The sequence below is a fragment of the Clostridium sp. BNL1100 genome (assembly GCF_000244875.1).
Taxonomy (GTDB): Bacteria; Bacillota; Clostridia; order Acetivibrionales; family DSM-1351; genus Ruminiclostridium.
Genome location: NC_016791.1, coordinates 745,388 through 766,823 on the forward strand (window position 1 = coordinate 745,388; position 21,436 = coordinate 766,823).

The window sequence follows — 21,436 nt, forward strand, 5'->3', positions numbered from 1 at the left end:
CAATTTGCCTTATTTTTTAGAAAGCAAATAAGACATTGTTTAAATGGGAGGTAAGTCTTTATGCAGGAAATTTTCACTGAGTACTGGTTTGTTGTATTAATTTTCATAGGGTTTACAGGGTACGTTATTTACCTTATAACAAAACACCGCTGGACAAAGTTAAGAGAAATGGCGTATAAAATGATTGTACAGGCAGAGCAGGTTATTACGGGTACAAAGAAGGGACAGGAAAGGTTCAATGCCGTACTTAATCAGCTTTATAATGTTATGCCTTTGTGGCTAAGGATTTTTATTCCTAAAAACCTTCTTGAGAAAAAACTGCAGGAATGGTATGAACTTATAAAGGATTCACTGGATGACGGAGAAATAAACCACTCCACAGAACATAGAGAAAGTAAGGATATAGATAATTTATAGTTCTTATGGGGCTTATTGATTAACTTATAAAAGCTTGATATTATACCATTAAATGGGAAACGAAGAAAAGGAGATGGTATGCTAATGAAAATCAAGGGCTTGATAGTTGTTTTTACACTGCTTTTGACAGTGGTATTTAATTCAGGTATCTCTTCAGCTGACGGGACGGTGCCGGGGACTTCGCTAATCTATGGTGACTACAACAGTGACGGTAGCGTTAATGCATTGGATATGGTAGGGTTTAAACAATATCTGATGGATTCAGAACGCACATACAATAGTTGTATGGATCTCAATCTGGATAATACCGCAGATTCAGTGGATTATGCTATTTTGAAACAGTATTTGCTGGGCATAGTAACTACACTGCCTATAAATGCTCCGACAACAAATATTAAGACAGGTGTTAATTACAAGATAATAAACCGTAACAGCGGTAAGTTTCTGGAGGTATCCGGCTCATCTGTTGCCGATGGTGGAAATGTCATTCAATGGGGGCTGACAGGTGGGACAAACCAGCAGTGGAGTTTTACGGATGCAGGGGGAGGATACTATAAAATAGTTAACCGTAATAGTGGAAAGCTTCTGGAAATACTTAACTCGTCTGTTGACAATGGCGGTGATGCTATTCAGGGAACAGACAATGGAAGTAGCTCGCAAAAATGGAGATTGGTTGATATCGGTGGAGGATATTATAAAATAGTTAACACGGGAAGCGGAAAGCTTCTGGAGGTGTTAAGCACATCTACAGCCAACGGCGGTGATGTTGCCCAATGGACTGACAATGGAGGTAAAAATCAACAGTGGTATCTTGTTGCTCAAACAACAGGTAACATTACATATACATTGGTTAGAGAACAAAATCCGACAGCTGATCAATCGGATGCATATTCAAAAATAAAAGCCGCTATGGATTCTGCAGTTATGTACTATAATAATCTCACTAGTATCAGTAAGCAGTTAACTGTATATTACAATACATCAGTTTCCACAGCGGATGGAAATATCAACGGAACTATAAGGTTCGGCTCATCAAGAAGTTATATGGATACTTGCACCGCTATGCATGAAATTGCTCATACTGTAGGCGTAGGTCAGAGTTCAGGCTGGTTCTCTTTAGTCAAAAATGGAATTTTTACAGGAACATCTGCCACAGAAGAATTAAGAAATATCACAGGTGTTTTGACAGATGTTTTGCATGGCGACAGTCAGCATTTTTGGCCTTATGGACTGAACTATTCCAGTGAGGTAAAGACTGACGCAGATTACATAAATCATTGTAGAATTGTAAACCAGTTTAAAAAGGATGGGGTATAAGGCCCCATTATTATAACGGTACCAAGTACTCCGTATCCTTGGCTGTATTATCTAAGGGGCTGTTGCACAATGAATAAATTTATTCACTGTGCAACAGTCCCCTTTTTGTCCCTAAAATAGTAAAATGCGGGTCCCGTAGGGCCCGCAAGTGTTGTATAATTTAATTTGTGAAAAAACTTATGCAACATAAAAATTATACCGAATTTAACGGATACTATCAATTAGTTTTGCCTTTAAATTTGGAGATGTTAATACCTGAAGATGATTCTGTCAGACTGTTAAGCCAAATATTGGAGGGATTGAATTACACAAAGTTGTATAAGGCTTACTCTTCTACTGGAAGAAAACCGGCAGTTGACCCAAAGACCATGTTTAAGGTAATAACATATGCAAACTCAAATAACATATACTCAAGTAGAAAAATTGAAACTGCATGTAAAAGAGATATTAATTTCATGTGGTTGCTCCAAGGGGAATCAAAGCCAGATCACTCAACTATAGCCAGATTCCGTAAGGATTATCTTCCAGAGGCAATAGAAGACCTATTCTATCAAATGGTACAGCACCTGCATTCTATCGGAGAAGTTAAATTCGAAAACCTTTTTGTGGATGGTACTAAAATTGAGGCAAATGCAAACCGCTATACCTTTGTATGGAAGAAAGTAGTCAATAAAAACGAAGCAAAGATGTTTGAGAAAATAAAAGCTTGCTTAGAGGATATAAACCAGTCATATTTGACTAACTTTTCAGTATCAAAAGATAGCATATTGGCGGATTTAGAGCAAGTTCTTGAATATTTAAAGGACAAGCAAAAAGAAGATAACATAGAATTTGTTCATGGAATCGGAAAACGTAAAACTCAATTACAAAGATTCACAGAGCAGTTCAAGGAATTTAAAGAACGTCAGGAAAAATACAATGCCCATAACCAGCTGTTCGAGGGGAGAAACAGTTATTCCAAAACGGATACTGATGCAACATTCATGCATATGAAAGATGACCACATGCGTAATACTCAGCTAAAACCTGCCTACAATGTTCAGATTGGAGTTGAAAGCGAGTATGTTACTGGCATTGGAATTTTTCAGGATAGGAATGACATTGCTACACTAATCCCATTTCTAAAAAGTATGGAATCAAACTTAGGTAGATGTTATGAAAACGTAATTGCAGACTCTGGCTATGAGAGCGAAGAAAACTATCTGTATTTGGAAGAAAAGCATCAGAAAAGCTATATAAAACCTCAAACATACGAGATATGGAAGAAGAAAAGCTTCAAGAAAGATATCAGCAAGCGTGAAAATATGCAGTATGATGAAGAGAAAGATGAGTATACGTGCCATAATGGAAAACAATTAAAAATGTCAGGAACAACTCATAGAAAATCAGCAACAGGATATCGTTCCGAGATTAGCATATATGAATGTGAAGATTGCAGTAATTGCCCCTATAAGTCTAAGTGTACAAAAGCCCAAGGAAATCGCAAAATGCAGGTATCTAAGACATTTGTAAAAAAGAGACAAAAATCTTATGAAAACATCTTGACGGAGAAAGGCATTCTTCTAAGGGTAAATCGTTCCATCCAAGTTGAAGGAGCCTTTGGAGTTCTAAAAAGTGATTACAATTTCAGCCGTTTTTTAACACGAGGGAAAAACAGTGTTAAAACCGAATTTATCCTGCTGTGTTTTGGCTATAACATAAACAAATTACACTCCAAAATTCAAAATGACCGATGTGGAAAAGAACTTCATGAAGTAAAAGCCTGCTAAAATTCCAACGAAATCTAATAGGCCTATTAAAGTGCGCTCAAATTCCACAAAATAGGGAATTAACTACAGAGTAATCAACAATTTAACAACAAAAAATATTGGAGCAAAAGAAGGGAGCACCGCTGACTACTTTTTAAGTAGTTTTGCGACACTCCCTTTTTTATGAAAAATAATTCTACTATTACTTGAAAGAATGAAATAAATGTAATAAAATACCATAAAAGGATTAGCATGGGAAGGGGCGAATATATGTTGAAAAATGCACTTCAATCAGGAATAAGAGGTATGTATAAAATCACAACAGCACCTTTTAAAGAGCAAGGCCCACATATAACAAGGTTTTATATGTATGAAAAAATAAAAGACTCGGTAGATGTAAAAAATAAAGGCAGGGTTTTGTCTATCAGTCATTCTATCCCGTTATGTGAATACCTGAGTATGGATGAACTGGAGATTGTGGAAGCAAACTATCCTGAACACAACTTATTAAACCTCGAGGCATTTCAGGAAGATGATTTTGATTATGTTATCTGCGATCAGGTCCTGGAGCATGTTGAAGGAAGTCCGCAAAAGGCTGTAGATGAATGCTACCGTGTCTTAAAGCCGGGGGGAACACTGGTTTTAACAACATGTTTTATCAATCCGATTCATATGGATAGTGATTTTTGGAGATTTACTCCGGACGGGCTTAAAATTTTATGTAAACAGTTTTCGGGGATTGTTACCAGCGGTGGCTGGGGAAATTCATATGTTGGGTTCTTGGAACGGATGGGGCTTCGTTTTGTCAGTATACCAAAATCAACACGTCATCCCATGCACAAATTCGCTACTATTAACCACAAGAAGATTCCTACTGTTACATGGATAATTGCAAAAAAATAGATTCAGTACTTATTAATATAAAAGGCGACTTCAGAAGGAAGGCCCGTAATTTTCGATGGCCTTTCTTCTTTTATTTCAAAATACATATGTTGAAAATGTTGGAAATATATACTAATATGTAAATGTATGTTTCAACCATTCTTCGTAAGAAAGATTCCAAACAAGTATGTAAAGGGGGAATTAGAAGTGAAAGTAAAAGGTATTTTTTCTGTAAAACGGTTTTGTTTAATGATAGTCTTAGCTGCGATTTTCAGCCTGTTCTTTCAGGTAAATCTATATGCTGATGGTGATCCCGGAAATGATGCCACATTGAGTACAGCGTCAACTATAAAAGGGGTTACAATAGCAGACTTGGGAATCCCGTCGGGGTCACTGGAGGGTTCTGTTACACCCGGAAAAGTGCTGTTAAATGGGATTCAGGCAGCGGACACATCAAATGTAGGAGCGTTCATTACACTATTTGCTCAAAATGCCCCGGGGGCAAAGGTAAAGGCAGTCAAGTATAAAGATGGAACATGGACACACTACTTTGAAACGGATGCAGCATATGCAAATGAACCTATATCAAACAATGACTTTTTTATAGTAAAGGTAACATCATCGTACAATACACAAATAAGATACTACAAAATAATTGTGACAGTTGACGCACAGGCACCACAACTGGGGTACTATCCCATGGAAGGCCAGATTCAAGCCGCAGGAACAAAAAAAGCAGAGGTACTTGTAAAGGCTGACGATTCGGGGATGATATACTATATAGTTAGTAAATACGCTCCAAAACCTACTGTCGGGCAGATAATGGCAGGAAAAGACGGATATGGTGACCCGGCTTATGCCTCGGGCAGTACAACTATAACAGCCAACAAAGAAAAGAGTATTATAATAGATAACCTTCCGGAATACTCTACCACATATGATATCTGGTTAGTGGCGGTCGATTCAATTGGTAATATGACTGTACCATACAGGACGGATATCAGAACACCCGGAGAAACTGCCGGCAGCGAAGCAAAATTGGACTACAAGTCTACAATAAAAGGTAACACAATCGGTTATTATAATACTGGAACACCCGCTTCCACTATAGGGAAAATAGTACCCGGATCTGCAGAACTAACTTTGGCTCAGGCAATTAATGAGACCAATATCTGGCCGTATATCACATCTCTAAGAGCAACCTATGCAGAAGCTGATGTTAAGGCAGTTAAGTATGCAAACGGAGCATCAACGGCAAATTTTGAATCAGACCCGGCATATGCAAATGAACCTATAACCAACAACGACTTTTTTATAATTAAGGTGACATCAGAGGATGGTTCTACAGTAAGCTATTATAAAATTATTGTAAAATCAACACTCTTGACTTACAAACTGCCACAGGTGACAAATGTAACATTAGACGAGACAGGTACAGCCAGATGGGATGATCTTGCAAATGAATCAGGCTATGTTGTACAACTATTTAGTGATTGCGGGGAATTAGGTTCACAGATAAATTTGCCATCCGGCACAACCTCCTACAACTTTTTAACAGCTATGAGAGCAGCAGGGGAAGGCAATTACAACGTAACTGTAATGGGAAAAGGAGACGGTATATCATATACAGACGGACCCTGGTCAACTCACTCTGTAGCGCAGACGGTGATTCAACTCTCCACAGTATCTGAGGGTCTCAATTGGGACGGGGACGTGGCAAAGTGGAGCCAAGTACCCTATGCCGTTAGTTATACCGTTCAGGCCTACAGAGACGGAAAGGCATGGATAGTTCCTGTAACTGTGCCTGCTGAAAAAGCATCAGCAGGATTTGATTTCGGGCCATCAATAACTGCTGCGGGACCAGGCAAATATACTTATAAAGTAACGGCAAAGGGAAACAACACACTTATTCTGGATGCGATAGCTGCATCACCGCTATCCAATGAAAACATAAAGTTGTCACCAATCAGCAGTACAATATTAAGTACAGCCTCAACAATAAAAGGTGCGACAATCAGCGACCTGGGAGCTCCAAATACTGATCAAAACCTTGTAACACCGGGAAAGGTAACCATAAGTGCAACCAGAGCTGCTGATACTTCTAATGCAGGATTATATATAACCTTATTTAAGCCAAACGACCCAAAATCAAAGGTGAAGGCAGTTAAGTATGCCAACGGAGCCTCAACGGCAAACTTTGAAAAGGATTTAGCATATACAAACCAGACTATCAAAAATAATGACTTCTTTTTGATTAAAGTAACAGCGGAGGATAATGTAACAATAAGTTACTACAAAGTTGCCGTAACTGTTGAGGGAACAGTACCTAGCATGGGGTACTATCCTGACGCTGGGCCTATACAGGCAGCAGGCACAAAGAAAGTTGAGCTGATTGTAAAAGTCAATCAATCGGGAAGGGTATACTATGTAGTTACAGGGGATGTTGATTATTACGATCCGACTCCTACAAAGGAACAGGTATTGGCCGGTAAAAATGGAAGAGGCGGAGCTGGATTAGCTTCGGGCAGTGTACCGATAACAGCTAATTTAGAGGAGAGAATTATAATAGATAATCTTCCATGGTATTCCACCACGTATAATGTATGGGCAGTGGCTGTTAATGAAGAAGGAAATATGTCTCCACCATACAGAACAGAGGTAACAACACCCGGACTGGCAGCAGGCAGTGAGGCTAAATTAGACTACATGTCAACAATAAAAGGAAATGCCATAGGTTATTATAATGTTGGGACACCTGCATCAACAATAGACGGTGTAACAGCAGGTACAACAGAGCTGACTGGTACGGCTGCGGCAGATGAAACAAATGCCGGATCATATATTACTTTATTCAGAGGAACTTATGCAGAAGCAGAAATAAAAGCAGTCAAGTATGCAGAAGGAGCTTCCACACGAAACTTTGAAACAGATGAAGCGTACGCAAACACTCCTATAGCAAACAATGACTTTTTTATATTAAAAGTAACTTCGGAGGATAAATCCAAGGTAAGCTACTATAAAATCATAGTAACGGTAAAGCCTTGATAATTTTTAGCAAAGTGGCTTTGCAAAAACAGAAAGTTTTTCTGTTTTAACATCGGTACTCCCGTATAAAATTATATCAATGATTGCTTCCAAGATATTTGCAAGAGTTTCTAGCGGCTCATCATAGGATATTTTACCGTCGCTCACATTCATCTTCCATGATTCATTGTTTCGCTAAAACCTACACGATGATATGCTCCCTGTCAAGTAGACAGGGAGCATATCATCGTGTAGGTTTCCCGGTAAAATATCCATGTTCGCCTATAAACATCTGCAAATATCTTTAACCAAGCTTCCATTGATACAAATTATACTCTGAGTACAGGTTAAGAAAGATTTAAATTAATTTTGCAACTGCCTCTAATACTTTATTCAGATACCGTTTTCTTTTTGTTTTTTAGAAGCAGGGCTGCAACCAGTCCTATAATAGCAATAACACCTGCTGTTATAAACATATTTCTGTAGCCTGTGCTTATTGCAGTCTGAAATGTGTTTTCAATATTTGCTCTTGCGCTTTCAATCTTGTTAAGATAATCCAGTTTCCAATCACTGAAAATTTTATCAAAATTGATTTGTGAAGCAGCCCCTTTAGGTGCTGATGACATTGCAGCAAGTATTTTGTCCTTGATTGTTGGTATTACTTTATCAAGCATATTTGAGGAAAAATCTTTCAGAACATCTACAACATTAGTAACATCAGCTGATTTTAGTTTTTCTATGGCATTGCTTGAAATACCGCCTCCGCTTGTCATCTTGGACATGTCAAAGTATCCCGATACATACTGGGAACCGGGGAACGTAGGTGCGGTTGGTTCAGGCATTACTGCCATTACTTTACCCTGAACACTCTTACCGGCTTCAGCTATAAAGTTAATCATTATATTTGGAGAAACGGCAATTCCGATTGACCTTACCAAAGACAAGGTGGATAACGCTGAAGCGGATTCACTTTCACTGACAAATGACAGCATAAGGTAATTAAGCGGAGTACCCATGGTGAAACCCATACCAAAACCTACAAAAACAAGTCCTATCATTATTGAAACAAAGCTTGGGTAAGCTGTAGTAAAAAACGCCAGGAATAAAGTTCCAAAGGCGGTACAAATCATACCGAGAACTGTTACGAGCTTAGCAGAGTACTTGTCAATGAATTTTCCACCAAGTGGTGCACTGATGCCTGCGAAAACCGACATTAATGTAACCAGATATCCGCCGTTTCCTGTCTTAATCTTTAGAATGTTTTCAGCAAATTGAGGGATAAAAACAACCCCCATAAGGCCAACACCTGTTATAAAACCCAGAATAAGAGTTAAAAGAATCTGACGTTCCTTAAAATATCTCAGGTTTAAAATAGGATCCTCCGCTTTAGTTTCTATGAGGATAAACAAAGGTAAAGAGATGATAAATAAAATCAGGAACGGATAAACATCCAAATCCCTTATACTTTGAGTAAAGTGGAAGTAATCCAGGTTTGTAAGGGCATACATAAGGCTTAAAATCATAATACTCAGTACCAGACTGCCTTTTAAATCCATCTTTTTCCCGGTGTCGCCCAGATTCTCATTAAGATTATAGCTTAATGCCAGAATTAACAAGCTTATAGGAATGTTTATAAAGAATATCCATCCCCAATGGTCAACTCCTGCAATATCCAAAATGGATGAACCCATGGTAGGTCCAAGGATTGTGGCAATACCATAAACTCCTCCTACAAAACCCAGTGCTGTTCCTCTTTTTTCAGGAGGAAAGCTGTTCCCTATAAAAGCATTTGCTATAGGCATTATTCCGCCTCCGCCGATAGCCTGAATAACTCTTGCTATAAGGAAAAATGTGAAATTCCCATAAAAATTTGATAAGCCGCATAGAAAGGAACCAACCGCAAAAACAATTATGCTGGTCAGATAGACCTTCTTACGCCCATACCTGTCTGATAGCTTACTAACTATCGGCATAGCTACTGCATATGCCAAAGTGTAAATGGTAACCATCCAGACACTTAAAGACTCGCTGATACCAAAGCTGTTTTTAATTACAGTTCTCGCCGGGGAGACAATACCGCTGTCTATAGCCCCCATAAAAATACCCAACAAAAAAATTGCCAGTACAACAATTCTTTTTTTATTGTCGTTCTTAGTATTCATTTTTTTCCCCTTTCTGAACATTGTTCACTTAATATTAAAAAAATTTTAAATATTCATATGACTATACAATTCGTCAAATGATATATACTTGGTTTTGCTTAGGTATATCAAGTTTGAGACAATAAAATGAGACAAACTGTGCGGTGAAAGCATCGATTTTATTGTTCCGTTTGACTTTTCAATATTTAAAATTCCTTCAACCATGGTATATAGATCTTTCATATCATCGTCTCTTTCAGGACTGTAGCCTTTAAGCATTGAAATTTCGTAGAAAATGGAAAGATACTTATCTACAAAGCCATCCAGATAAATGTATATCTCTCTGATTTTATCCTTTAGGGGTACATTTAAAGATTTAAGGTTTTCCGACAATGCTATAATCTTTCTCCAGTCGTCCATAAATATTTCATGTACAAACTTTTCTTTGTTTTCAAAGTAGTTGTAAAAGGTACCTATACCGATACCGCAATTTTTGGCAATATCCCGTATGTTCAGTTCCTTGTAGCTCTTTTCAATAAGAGTTTTTCTGCCTTCCAATATTAAGTTTTCCTTTATATTCTCAATTATCTTTGGCACATAATCACCTTTTATATGAACGATGTTCATATTATAACACCCGGTAGAAAAAAATAAAAGTTTAAAATTGCACAAAATTAATGTTAATTAACCGGGTATAACTTATTGTATTGCAGGAAATTCATTTTAATACATAGAATATGTGTAGTAGAAAGGGGATGAGAACATAAGTGGAGCAAATAAACGAAAAATACCCGGAAAAGCCCTGGGAGCTTAAACCATGTAATTTTGAAGATTTGGAAAACAAAACAAGGCAAATGATGGGTAATGAATACTGGGAGAAAAACAAAGAAGATTTAATAGAAAAGTGGAAGGAATCCGTAAACATAGAAAACAAAAGGATAAAACTGCTGCGTTTTCTCTCTGAAAAGGATAAGGTTACCTTAAATGAAATTTATGAGGCTATGGGAGAAAATAATACAAACGAAGTTCTTAAAATATTGGCAGTCATGAAATTTCAAAAACTTATAGAAGGTATTGATAATAGGTTAATTACGATTAGTGACCTCGGAAAAGAATATTTAAAAAATTCCTAAAGAAGAGCCAAATGGTTCTTCTTTATTTTTTATGGTTAACGATAAATTTGGAATATATAGTTGAATAACTTGATTTTAATTTAAAAATCATTTACAATATAAACATTAAATGGCAAATAATTCATTAGTTTGGCAAATATATTATTTATTATAAACTTTTCAAAAAAATGTAATATGAAATATCGAATAAATACTTTTTTTGTTTTATTATAGTACAAAAGCCAAATGTCTTAGTTTTAGACATACCTTATAAGCATAAAAGAACTAGTACAAGCTCGGATAGATATAGAAGAGAATGTATCATCAGATAAGATTATTTAAATGCCTTATGTTCATAGCTTTTTAAAGTACAACAATGGTACAACTTTATATTAATTGCAATATGATGTATTAAAGTTTTATAAAGTTACAAAAAGAACACCAAGGATGGGAGGTTTGAAATAATCTATTTAGGTAAGAGTTTAGAGTACTATATTTTAATCTTAATTAGGGGGGCGTGTACTAAAAAATGAAAATAAAATCAAAAATATACATTATATTTTCAGCACTAATTATATCTTATTTGATCGGGGCCATTGTGTTTCTTGGCATATCAAACGGCATATTAGAGGACAACTTCAATAGTCTCACAAATACTTTAAATAAAGATGCAAATCAAAAGGTAAAAGGTCAATTAGAAAACATAACAAGTCAAATAAGCTTGAGTATAGAATCAATAGAAAACCAGGTTGATGAATCAATGCTCAATGCTGCTTATGCACTTCAAGAAATGGATTCTCAGAAAACACTTACAGACAGCGAGCTTGATGCAATTGGCAAGAAGCTGGGAATGAGCGATCTGTACTTGACAGACCAAAATGGCGTATTTATAGCTTCAACCGAAAAAGCTGCAAAAGGGTTATCGTTGTTTTCCATATGGGAAGGATATAAAGACCTTCTCAACGGAAAAGCGCAGATATTACCGTCTACTTTAAAAATTAAAGAAGAAACAGGACAAATATTCAAATTTACGGCAATACCTAGAAGTGGTAATAAAGGTATTATTGAAACTGCATGTGAATCCGGTGTTGTAGAAAAGGCACTAAGCATGTATGTTGACAATAGCAACAGCAACGGAATTAACTCAATTCAGATAGTTGACAGTGCAGGGGTAGCCCTGACACAGAACCTTAAGCAGGGAACCAAGGCGGAATGGCCTAAAGGCAAAAAAGTCGAGAATAATTATGTAAAGCAAGTTTTTAAAGATGGAAAAGCCGTAATTAATATTAGCGGCAAAAACGGTGATATTTATGCTCCTGTCAAATTCGGAAGCGAAATCAGATATGTAATGCATGTTAAACTGGACACCACAATCTACTACAGCAGTGTAAGCCTTGCAAAACAGAGTCTGAATTCCACCGAAAAAAAGGTCAGTTCAAATCTTATAGTATACACTCTTGTTTCATTCCTTGTACTATTATTTTTCCTATTAATGCTTTTCCAATACTTGAGATTTGTACTTAAATCGTTGAATAAATTTGCAAATGTCCTGAAATCCATGGGTAAGAGTAAAACCAATACACTGGAAACCGTTAATGTAAAAGAGGCCGAACTCAATGAAATTCAGGATGGCATAAATGTTGTTACAAAAAGCTATGAGGAAATTATTAAAACCATTAAAACTAGTATTGGTAATGTGTCAGGCTTGCAACAAGAGTACAGTAAAAATATGAACCATGCATTTGATACTATAAAACAGATTTCACAGGCTTCAGGTGAAATGGCAGCCAATAACGAGAAGGAAATGAAGCATGTAGACGAAATTACAAAGGTTATGGGAACCATGATTAATACCTTGAATAACGTAAACAGTGCTACACATTCTCTTAAGGATATGTCCAACAAGACTCATGAGTATGTAAATACAAGTGATGAGGGTCTGAGTAAAATAACAAATGCTATGGAAAGAGTTGAAACGGAAGTTATAAACAGTCACGAAAGTATAAAGCAGCTGATTAACAGTTCAAACGAAATAAGTGGAATTGTTGAGTTTATAAACAGCGTGACTTCACAAACAAATCTGCTGGCACTTAATGCAGCGATAGAGGCAGCAAGAGCAGGAGAAGCAGGAAGAGGCTTTGCGGTAGTTGCCGAACAGATAAGAAAGCTGGCAAATGACAGCTCCGAAGCGACCAGCAGGATAGTCGAAATATTAGGTAACATTAAAAAGGACATACAATCCACTACCGAGGGTAACGAAAAACAGATTGTTGTTATAAATGACAGTAAGTCTGAAATTGACTCGGCAAAGATTGCATTAAAAGGACTGATTGATTTCACTATCAAATCAAGAGAGCAGGTTGAAGAGGTTACAAACAATGTGGAACTTCTCAGACAAAATGAGAAAACAGTGGAAGAGGTTGTAGAAGTAGTTAACCAGGCTATTGAGTCTAATGCCGCAAGCAGTGAAGAACTACAGGCTACAATAGAAAACCTTCTTGGTTCTATGGAATATCTGTCAACATCTCAAAACAGTATAACATCTGAGTTGAAAACACTGGATAAACTATAAAATAATATAAAAAATATACTTTAAGGCTGTGAGTGAACCTTGGTTCATACACAGCCTTTTTCTTGGCCTTTTCACTACTGGAATATATTTTAAATAAATAAGGTTTGATGTAAAATAGATATAAAATGCAAAATAAAAATTTAGGAGGATATTTATTTTGGATAAATCAATATTAGCAGATTATCTGAATTCACTGGAAGCAAAAGGTATACCCGGCTGTGACTGTGTTATTTTTCACAATCACAAGACGGTTTTCCGCCACACTACCGGTTTCGCAGACGCAAAAAAAACAAAGCCCTTAACTTCTGCAAATACATACTGGTTATTTTCGGCAACAAAGCTTATAACATGCACTGCGGTTATGCAGCTTGTTGAAAAAGGGAGAATTTCATTGGATGCTCCCGTAGCTGATTACCTGCCGGAATACAAACATTTAAATGTAAAGTGCGGCTCTGAAGTGGCACCTGCTAAAAATACACTTACTATCAGACATCTTCTTTCCATGCAAAGCGGGTTAAACTACAACCTTCAGGCTCCATCCATCGTGAAGGTGCTTAAGGATACAAAAAATGAAGCTACTACGAGAGAAGTTATACGGGAATTGGCAAAAGAACCTTTAGAATTCGAACCCGGTACCCATTTTCTGTACAGCCTTAGCCATGATGTACTTGGGGCAGTTATTGAAGCAGCTTCCGGACAAAAGTTCGGTGAATATCTGGATGAACATATACTAAAACCACTTGGGATGAAAAATACCGGCTTTGAATTAACACCTGACAGAGAGGCAAATATGTCTGAACAGTTTGAATTCGATATGGATACTATGACATCAAAACCCATGTCCTTAGTCAACTGCTATAAGCTTTCTAATAAATATGAAAGCGGAGGGGCCGGTCTGATATCGACAGCAGACGATTATATCCTGTTTTTAGATGCAATGTGTAACGATGGGGTGAGCGCAGATGGATACAGAGTGCTTACAAGAGAGTCTATAGATTTGATGCGTAAGGATCAGATGAACGACATTTCTAAAAAGGATTTTGATGAATTTGGCAGAATAGGATACAGTTATGGACTTGGTGTACGTACTCTTATTGAAAGGGAAAAGTCAGGAGTTAAAAGCCCCATTGGAGAATTTGGTTGGGATGGTGCTGCAGGAGCCTATGCAGTAATTGATGTTGAAAACAATCTTGCTATTTTTTATGTACAGCATGTACGTAACTGTGGTTATGCATACTCAGATATTCATCCAAAGATCCGAGATCTTTCCTACGAAATGTTAGGGTTATAAATAAATTAGTTATTTAGATAAGCATATTAGCCATAAAAACTACACAAAAGTGTAAGTGGCTAATATGCTTTTTTTATCCGATTACAGAATTAATACATTATGTTAATTATTAAGTTAATCTGGTTAATATTATTAAAAAACTGGTAAACATAACCATTATCACCTTTTATATTGTAGGTATGGTAATATAAGTATATTACATTATAAGTTTTTTGCCGATTTAAAAACTGAATACAGGGGGGATATATGTATGAGATTACAACCAGTAGAAGAAATACTAACGTCATGGAGAAGATGTATTAATTCTGGTTTGATTAATTCAGCTGCTGCTGCGAGTACGTATATTGGTGAAGATGCTTTACAAACTGCATTAAGCGAAGGCAAGCCGTTAATATCATTATTTGATGAATTATGGAGGGAGTTGGAAAACCTTACGGTAAACAAGAATTTAGTTTTTTTATTAACCAGTCCTGAAGGAATCCTTTTAAAAAAAAGTGTTGCAGAGAATTGAACAAGAAAATTGAAAAAATCGGGATTAAAATTGGGATGTCTTTTGCCGAAAGGTCAATAGGAACCAACGCAATAGCCTTATCCATAAAAATGAAAAAACCGGTTTATACCACACCGCTGCACCATTATTGTGACCTACTCAGAGAATTTTATTTTTATTCAGTACCGCTAGAAATCAAAAAAAGCGATATAGGCTATTTGGCTATATGCAGTCTAAATGAGCCTGTTAAGGTTGAACTTGGAGTTATCGCTGACCTTACAGCCTACAAAATTATCAATGAGCTGAAATCAAGTAAAATAAGTTCAATTCTGCCTGACAAGAAGGATTGTTTGTTAAACAAGAAGCAGTTGGCGATTCTAAAGTTAATCGCCATGGGTGTACCCGACAAAACTATAGCACTTGAAGAAGGGATAACCATAAATACTGTTAAGTACCACAAAAAAAGCATTTTTAAGAAGCTTGAAGTAGAATGTTCGGCACAAGCCGTAATTAAATGTTTAAAGCTTAATCTTATGTCTATAGACGAGATTGATTGTTGAAAAAAAGCAAAAGGGATTGACTACCTTTTAAGGTAGTTTGTCCCTTTTTTTATATTTTACTACACTAAGACACAATAGTAAAATCAGAAAATATTATATAAAATGACAATTAATACATCATATTGAATAATTTTCTGATTTTAGTTTAATTGCTAGTACGGTTCTAATTTGTTTCTTTTTGCATTTTATAGTAAAAAACGAGAGAAGGATGCCAAAAATGCCATTTATTGAAGTAAACAATCTGGTAAAGGATTACAAGCTCAATGTAAGGAAAAAAGGGTTATTAGGTTCACTTCAAAGTCTGCTTGTTCCTGAGTACAAAATGAAGCGTGCTGTTGATGATATCAGTTTTTCCATTAACAAAGGAGAAATGGTAGGTTTCATAGGCCCCAACGGTGCCGGTAAATCTACCACGGTAAAAATGTTAACGGGAATACTGGTACCTACTTCAGGCTCCATAACAATTGACGGTCTATGCCCCTATAAGGAAAGAAAAAGAAATGCTATGCGCCTCGGGGTAGTTTTTGGCCAAAGGACCCAACTGTGGTGGGATTTGCCTGTAATTGATACCTTTGAACTACTGAAATACATTTACAAAATACCTGAACCCAGATATAAGAAAAATATGGAATTATTCAATGAATTATTAGACATCAATTCATTTATAAGTCAACCGGTAAGACAGCTCAGTCTTGGGCAAAGGATGAGGGCGGATATTGCAGCTGCTTTGCTGCATGACCCTGAAATCATATTTTTTGATGAACCGACTATAGGACTTGATGTTATTGCCAAAGAAAAGGTACGAGAGTTTATCAGGTACATAAACAAAGAAAAAGGTACAACGATGCTCTTTACTACTCATGATATGCAAGATATCGAAAAGACCTGCCAGAGAATGATAATCATTGACCAGGGTGTAACAATATATGATGGCACGGTAGAAGAAATAAAAGAAAAGTACGGCACCAACAGAACCCTACAGGTAGATTTTTCTGAGAATGTTGAAAAAATAGATATACCCGGAATACAGGTAATTGAAGAGAAGGGAAGCAAAAAGAGATTTAAATTCCGTAAGGATGAAATCCAAATATCCAGTCTTATAAATGAATTAACTCAAAAATATTCTATTGTGGACCTGACAGTTCAAGAACCTGAAATTGAAGGGATAATCAGAGAAATCTATCAGGGGGGGATCAAGTTCGATGAGAGCCTATGTGGAGTTCGCTAAAAAAGCATTCCAGAATAATATTGCATACAGGGCAGATTGTGTAGCAGGCATAATTAATGCCATAATCATGATATTTGTCAATATATGTGTCTGGAAAGCAATCTATGAGGATGAACAGACTGTAGACGGTGTGCAGTTCAAAATGCTGATAACCTATGTTGTTCTTGCTTTCCTCATGCAGTGTATTTATGCCATGGATGAATACCGCATTGAAAACAAGGTACGATCGGGCTCTATTGGCTTGGATTTACTCAAGCCTATTAATTTCAGCGGTTATGTTTTTTCATATAATGTAGGTATCTTAATTTTCAGAGTTGTCATGCAGCTCACACCCGCACTAATTATATCCATAATTCTTTTCAAAATGCTTCCGCCTTTTTCATTAACAATGTTTGCACTTTTTCTGGTTAGTATGATTTTGGGTTATCTTGTATTGTACTGCTTGAATTTCATAGTATGGATAAGCTCATTCTGGTTTTATTGGACATTCAGCCTTGTAACAATTAAGGACGCAGCTGTAATGATATTGTCAGGTGCGTTGCTTCCACTGTGGTTTATGCCTCAGGCAATGGTAAATTTTATAAATCTTACTCCCTTTGCTTCAATATATTATGTACCCATAACAATCTATCTGGGGCAAATGCCAATGGAGGAAATTGCTTTTGCACTTTTAAAACAGCTCATATGGGTTCTTGGTCTGTTTATAGTTGGCAGACTCTTATGGAGATCAGCATTAAAAAAATTGGTTGTTCAGGGGGGATAGTCAGTGAAAAAGAAACCGTTATACAGTCCTATTGAAATGATTATTTTGCTAATAAAGTATGCAAAACTCAGTATAAAATCAATTCTGGAATATAAATTTGACAGGGTATTTATCACAATAGCAATTTTTTGCAGAGAAATGATATCCGTTGTAGTTATGTTTCTCATACTTGCAAGATTTGTACGGATAAAGGGCTGGGAGTATAATCAGATGTTCTTCCTGTACAGCTTTTTGTTTTTATCCTACAGCATATTTGTGTTATTTTTCGCTGGTATGAGAGATTTTGACAATATGATTTATTCAGGGGAATTTGACAGGTTCCTGACTAGGCCTCTTGGGCTTATGTATCAGATAGTTGCGTCAAGGATAGATTTGAGCGCAGCTCTCGGTCACGGAATAGTGGGTATAATCTTATTTGTGAACACTGCATTTTCAGTAGGAATAGACTGGAATGCAAAAAATATTATTTATTACATAGTGGTTCTATTGACAGGGGCAGTTATACAGGCCTCAATATTCTTGTTTTCTGCCTGCTTCAGCTTCTGGACATACAAGGTTGACAATCTGAGGAATATGATATTCTTTAATGCCAGAAGAATTTCCGGCTATCCGTTGAGCTTTTATCCGGGTATCATACAAAAACTGCTCATGTTTGTAGTTCCTTTCGCTTTCGTAAACTTTTTTCCTGCACAATATTTCTTAAAAAAAAGTGAAATGTCTTCATATTGGAACGGTTTTCTCTATATGACACCGGTGGTTGCCGTAATAATGTTTTTACTTGTATATGCATTTTGGAAAAAAGGTGTAAGCCGGTATTCCAGTACAGGTACAGCGATGTGATGAGATAGACTAAAGGGGGATTATTGTTTTGAAAAGCTATAAAAATCTGATTGTTATAGGAGTACTTGTATTCGGGATAGCAGCATTTCTTACGGTAAAATATGTTAACTTTAATGATTTGCTTAAAAGCGTAGGCTATTACGATGAAAAAGTAAGCGTCGTCAGTACCGCAGATATACACGGGCATATTATCTTCGATGAGGAAGCAGGGGGATATTACTCTCTGGATGACGTAAGCGTAATGATGGGTATGCCGTTAATGAAACATTTGATAGACGGTATAAAGGAGAAAAATAAGAATACATTGGTTCTGGATTCCGGAGATATGTTTCACGGAACCAACGAAGCCAATATAAATAAGGGTGAAGGAGTTGTACAAGTAGCCAATTTAATGGGCTTCGATGCAATGACACCGGGTAATCATGATTTTAACTTTGGTTATGACAGGCTGGTTCAAATCAAAGACGAACTCAAATTTCCAATTCTTTCAGCAAATATTTACAAAGATGGAAAACCTGCATTTCAAGAGTACAAAATTGTAGAAGTTGGGGGCAAAAAAATAGGCTTATTCGGAATGACGGAACAAAATGCCCTTATAAATACAAATTCACGGGATACTGAAGGTGTAACCCTTGAAGACCCTGTAAGAATTGCAAAGAATATGGTAACAACACTCAAGGATAAGGTGGATGCAATAGTACTTATATCACATCTTGGGGATGACATAGACAGAGAAGTAGTAAAGCAAGTTGACGGCATAGACTTAGTTCTGTGCGGACACCACCACTTTTTATATGAAAAGGCTGAAAAGGTCAACAATACATATCTGGTTGAGGCCGGAGGATACAGTACCCACGTAGGGTTGGCAGATATGTACTTTAAAGATGGAAAGCTGGCAAAGGTAGTATGGAGCGTTAAAAGAACCAAAGAAAAGGAAAAAGTTGATCCGGTTGTAAATAAGGTGGCAGAGAAATATCATGCAATAGCCCTTGAAGCCTCCAAAGAAGTTGTAGGAAAGACCAAGGAAAAGCTTGACGGTTTCAGAAATAACGTGAGGAGCAAAGAAACAACTTTAGCTAATTTGCTTTGCGATGCAATGCGTGAAACCGCCGGTGCGGAATTAACCCTTATGAATGGGGGAGGAATACGAGAAAGTATTCCAGCTGGAAACATAAATCTGTACACGATTGGAAAATCCCTACCATTTGTCAATTCACTTGTCACAATAGAGGTAAAGGGAGAAAACATATACACCGCAGTTGAAAGAGGTATAAGGCTGTACCCTGACGGAGGTTCCAATGGAGGCTTCCTGCAGGTTTCAGGTATAAAGTATACGTTTGACGCATCAAAACCTGCCGGTAAAAGGCTTGTAAGTATTACACTGAACGGTAAACCGCTGGACAGAGAAAAGTATTACAAAGTTGCAACAAATGACTATCTGTATAACGGCGGAGACGGATACGATGAATTGAAGGAAGGAAAGCTGCTAAGCAAGGGCGAGCTTCTGAAAGATGTTCTTGCTAAATACATAAAAGAAAAGGGTGATGTTTCAGCGAAGGTTGAAGGCAGAATAAAGGTAGTAAATGAGAGGTACAAGTAAAATATTTTAAAGGAGTATAAAACTTATGCAGAGACAGGAAATAGAAAGCAAGGTTTGTGAGGTTGTAAGCAGAGTTGCACAATTTAATAACGAAAATGTGGTGGCAGACAGTGATTTAAGAGACAACTATGGAGTTGACTCAATAGTTCTTGTAGAGCTGCTGGTTGAAATCGAGGATATTTTTGGAATAACCTTTGATAGCAGCTCTCTAACCTATGAAACCTTTTCAACAGTGAATTCTATAACTGATTATGTTGATAATATATTGAATTCCTGAATACACAGTGATAGGACAGGTGACTATGATAAAACAAATGGGCAATGTACCCAGATACTTTGAGCCGTATGTAAATGATTGTTTCCATAATGCTTATTCTGCCGTGCTTTTACATATGGGAATGAATCCCAACATTATTCTTGCTGATTATCTATCGTTCATGTATGACTGTAAAAACGGATATGTTGGAGTGAACTATTTTTACAGGCCCAATACAACGGTTGAGTTTACAGAAGATGAACTGAATACATCCCTTGAATTTGTATACCTGCCACCAACAACCTTATACAGCCAGGCAGCAGTAAAAAATGTTGATATAAGGTACAAAGACAGGGTTCACATCAACATGTACATAGAGGACAAGTCTGATGTGGCATATCAAAGATTGAAGGAACTCCTGTATAACGGAATACCCGTAGTTGCGGCTGTTGATTTGTACTATATGAATTATCACAGGGCATACGGAAAGGAACATGGTTTGCACTGTGTGGTATTTACCGGATATAACGAAGAAGAAGGTTATTTTCACCTGTTTGATAAGTATAAGCTGTCAAGCAGTGAATTTGACGGGATACTGCCTATAGATGAGGTCAACTTGGGGAGAATGTCGGATAATCCCTTGCCGGGAGTAAATGCGACACAAAAAAGACCGGTTCGTAATCTATGGATGGAAATAAGCTCAGATCAGGAATTCAAAGTTACAGAAGAAAAATTACTGAATGTTATAAGTGAAAGCTGCCAGAGAATGAAAGGCCAAAAAGAAGTTCTCGGACATAAATGCGGCTTGGATGCAATTAAGCTATTTTCAAATAGTTTATTGGAAAAGAAAAATGAAAAGCTTGATGATGAAAAAGTGTACTGGTACAGGGTGTATCTGAATGGCAGCCTGAAAAATATTTCAAGAAGCAGGAAACGCTTTAGTGTATTTATTAAAGAAATCAGTTCTCTGTTACCGCAACAAACTGTACCGGGCTTGCATGTTTCATTGGAGGAATCTTCAAAACACTGGGATATCTGTTCCAGTATTGCTTTAAAGCTTGGCATAAGGAAGTCGCTGGATATGATTGATGATTTGGTAAATCAACTTGATATTATCCGTGAATTGGAGAGCAGTATTGTGGAAAGGCTGGAAGGCTATCTGCAAGGCAGAAGCCTAAATAAATAGAAGGGAAGC

At 36.9% G+C, this 21,436-nt stretch carries 19 protein-coding genes; 16 read left to right on the forward strand and 3 right to left on the reverse strand.

Features of this window, described 5'->3' with window-relative positions; genetic code table 11:
- Positions 1-60: 60 nt before the first annotated feature.
- The 5 genes from CLO1100_RS03265 (at position 61) to CLO1100_RS03285 (ending at position 7,409) form a co-directional block, all read left to right on the forward strand.
- Entirely contained in the window at positions 61-417 is a 357-nt protein-coding gene (locus CLO1100_RS03265; protein WP_014312330.1) for a hypothetical protein, read from the forward strand.
- A gap of 78 nt (positions 418-495) precedes the next feature.
- Positions 496-1,734, forward strand: a complete 1,239-nt coding sequence (locus tag CLO1100_RS03270) for an RICIN domain-containing protein (RefSeq protein WP_014312331.1) — start codon at positions 496-498, stop codon at positions 1,732-1,734.
- A 179-nt stretch (positions 1,735-1,913) separates the two neighbouring features.
- A complete protein-coding gene (locus tag CLO1100_RS03275) occupies positions 1,914-3,503 on the forward strand; it encodes an IS1182 family transposase (protein ID WP_014312332.1) in 1,590 nt (529 codons plus the stop codon).
- A gap of 249 nt (positions 3,504-3,752) precedes the next feature.
- Complete coding sequence (locus CLO1100_RS03280) at positions 3,753-4,385, forward strand: class I SAM-dependent methyltransferase (protein ID WP_050814133.1); 633 nt, start codon at positions 3,753-3,755, stop codon at positions 4,383-4,385.
- Positions 4,386-4,571: 186 nt separating this feature from the next.
- Positions 4,572-7,409: a hypothetical protein gene (locus CLO1100_RS03285; protein ID WP_014312334.1), complete on the forward strand. Its 2,838-nt coding sequence runs from the start codon at positions 4,572-4,574 to the stop codon at positions 7,407-7,409.
- A 6-nt stretch (positions 7,410-7,415) separates the two neighbouring features.
- Here the strand turns inward: CLO1100_RS03285 and CLO1100_RS20615 are convergent, their stop codons facing one another.
- The 3 genes from CLO1100_RS20615 to CLO1100_RS03295 all read right to left on the reverse strand — a co-directional run bounded on the left by CLO1100_RS20615 (position 7,416) and on the right by CLO1100_RS03295 (position 10,156).
- Positions 7,416-7,556, reverse strand: coding sequence for a hypothetical protein (locus CLO1100_RS20615; RefSeq protein WP_187288905.1), 141 nt, complete (start codon positions 7,554-7,556; stop codon positions 7,416-7,418).
- Positions 7,557-7,777: 221 nt separating this feature from the next.
- Positions 7,778-9,550, reverse strand: coding sequence for an MFS transporter (locus CLO1100_RS03290; RefSeq protein ID WP_014312335.1), 1,773 nt, complete (start codon positions 9,548-9,550; stop codon positions 7,778-7,780).
- A gap of 45 nt (positions 9,551-9,595) precedes the next feature.
- Positions 9,596-10,156: a TetR/AcrR family transcriptional regulator gene (locus tag CLO1100_RS03295; protein WP_014312336.1), complete on the reverse strand. Its 561-nt coding sequence runs from the start codon at positions 10,154-10,156 to the stop codon at positions 9,596-9,598.
- Positions 10,157-10,296: 140 nt separating this feature from the next.
- Between CLO1100_RS03295 and CLO1100_RS03300 the strand changes: the two genes are divergently transcribed.
- The 11 genes from CLO1100_RS03300 (at position 10,297) to CLO1100_RS03350 (ending at position 21,427) form a co-directional block, all read left to right on the forward strand.
- The gene (locus CLO1100_RS03300) at positions 10,297-10,662 is read left to right on the forward strand and encodes a hypothetical protein (RefSeq protein WP_014312337.1); all 366 of its coding nucleotides are present in this window, start codon (positions 10,297-10,299) and stop codon (positions 10,660-10,662) included.
- Between the two features lie 508 nt (positions 10,663-11,170).
- Positions 11,171-13,213, forward strand: coding sequence for a methyl-accepting chemotaxis protein (locus CLO1100_RS03305; protein WP_014312338.1), 2,043 nt, complete (start codon positions 11,171-11,173; stop codon positions 13,211-13,213).
- A 157-nt stretch (positions 13,214-13,370) separates the two neighbouring features.
- Positions 13,371-14,504, forward strand: a complete 1,134-nt coding sequence (locus CLO1100_RS03310) for a serine hydrolase domain-containing protein (protein WP_014312339.1) — start codon at positions 13,371-13,373, stop codon at positions 14,502-14,504.
- Positions 14,505-14,754: 250 nt separating this feature from the next.
- Positions 14,755-15,015 (forward strand): hypothetical protein, encoded by a 261-nt coding sequence (locus CLO1100_RS03315; RefSeq protein ID WP_014312340.1) that lies wholly within the window; start codon positions 14,755-14,757, stop codon positions 15,013-15,015.
- Positions 15,012-15,554 (forward strand): helix-turn-helix transcriptional regulator, encoded by a 543-nt coding sequence (locus CLO1100_RS03320; protein WP_014312341.1) that lies wholly within the window; start codon positions 15,012-15,014, stop codon positions 15,552-15,554. The genes CLO1100_RS03315 and CLO1100_RS03320 overlap by 4 nt, the downstream gene beginning before the upstream one ends.
- Before the next feature lie 217 nt (positions 15,555-15,771).
- A complete protein-coding gene (locus CLO1100_RS03325; RefSeq protein ID WP_014312342.1) occupies positions 15,772-16,782 on the forward strand; it encodes an ATP-binding cassette domain-containing protein in 1,011 nt (336 codons plus the stop codon).
- Entirely contained in the window at positions 16,757-17,545 is a 789-nt protein-coding gene (locus tag CLO1100_RS03330; protein WP_014312343.1) for an ABC-2 family transporter protein, read from the forward strand. Before CLO1100_RS03325 ends, CLO1100_RS03330 begins: the two co-directional genes overlap by 26 nt.
- Before the next feature lie 3 nt (positions 17,546-17,548).
- Positions 17,549-18,385 (forward strand): ABC-2 family transporter protein, encoded by an 837-nt coding sequence (locus tag CLO1100_RS03335; RefSeq protein ID WP_014312344.1) that lies wholly within the window; start codon positions 17,549-17,551, stop codon positions 18,383-18,385.
- Positions 18,386-18,413: 28 nt separating this feature from the next.
- A complete protein-coding gene (locus tag CLO1100_RS03340; RefSeq protein ID WP_014312345.1) occupies positions 18,414-19,985 on the forward strand; it encodes a 5'-nucleotidase C-terminal domain-containing protein in 1,572 nt (523 codons plus the stop codon).
- Positions 19,986-20,010: 25 nt separating this feature from the next.
- Positions 20,011-20,262 carry an acyl carrier protein gene (locus tag CLO1100_RS03345; protein ID WP_014312346.1) on the forward strand — a complete coding sequence of 84 codons (252 nt, stop codon included), beginning with the start codon at positions 20,011-20,013 and terminating at the stop codon, positions 20,260-20,262.
- A gap of 25 nt (positions 20,263-20,287) precedes the next feature.
- A complete protein-coding gene (locus tag CLO1100_RS03350) occupies positions 20,288-21,427 on the forward strand; it encodes a BtrH N-terminal domain-containing protein (protein ID WP_014312347.1) in 1,140 nt (379 codons plus the stop codon).
- Positions 21,428-21,436: the final 9 nt, after the last annotated feature.

Bases quoted from the DNA above. Each gene is read 5' to 3' on its own strand.
- CLO1100_RS03325 (WP_014312342.1), top strand. From the start codon at position 15,772: ATGCCATTTATTGAAGTAAACAATCTGGTAAAGGATTACAAGCTCAAT.
- CLO1100_RS03280 (WP_050814133.1), top strand. From the start codon at position 3,753: ATGTTGAAAAATGCACTTCAATCAGGAATAAGAGGTATGTATAAAATC.
- CLO1100_RS03290 (WP_014312335.1), bottom strand. From the start codon at position 9,550: ATGAATACTAAGAACGACAATAAAAAAAGAATTGTTGTACTGGCAATT.
- CLO1100_RS03315 (WP_014312340.1), top strand. From the start codon at position 14,755: ATGAGATTACAACCAGTAGAAGAAATACTAACGTCATGGAGAAGATGT.
- CLO1100_RS03270 (WP_014312331.1), top strand. From the start codon at position 496: ATGCTAATGAAAATCAAGGGCTTGATAGTTGTTTTTACACTGCTTTTG.
- CLO1100_RS03305 (WP_014312338.1), top strand. From the start codon at position 11,171: ATGAAAATAAAATCAAAAATATACATTATATTTTCAGCACTAATTATA.
- CLO1100_RS03330 (WP_014312343.1), top strand. From the start codon at position 16,757: ATGAGAGCCTATGTGGAGTTCGCTAAAAAAGCATTCCAGAATAATATT.
- CLO1100_RS03275 (WP_014312332.1), top strand. From the start codon at position 1,914: ATGCAACATAAAAATTATACCGAATTTAACGGATACTATCAATTAGTT.
- CLO1100_RS03295 (WP_014312336.1), bottom strand. From the start codon at position 10,156: ATGAACATCGTTCATATAAAAGGTGATTATGTGCCAAAGATAATTGAG.
- CLO1100_RS03345 (WP_014312346.1), top strand. From the start codon at position 20,011: ATGCAGAGACAGGAAATAGAAAGCAAGGTTTGTGAGGTTGTAAGCAGA.
- CLO1100_RS03265 (WP_014312330.1), top strand. From the start codon at position 61: ATGCAGGAAATTTTCACTGAGTACTGGTTTGTTGTATTAATTTTCATA.
- CLO1100_RS03350 (WP_014312347.1), top strand. From the start codon at position 20,288: ATGATAAAACAAATGGGCAATGTACCCAGATACTTTGAGCCGTATGTA.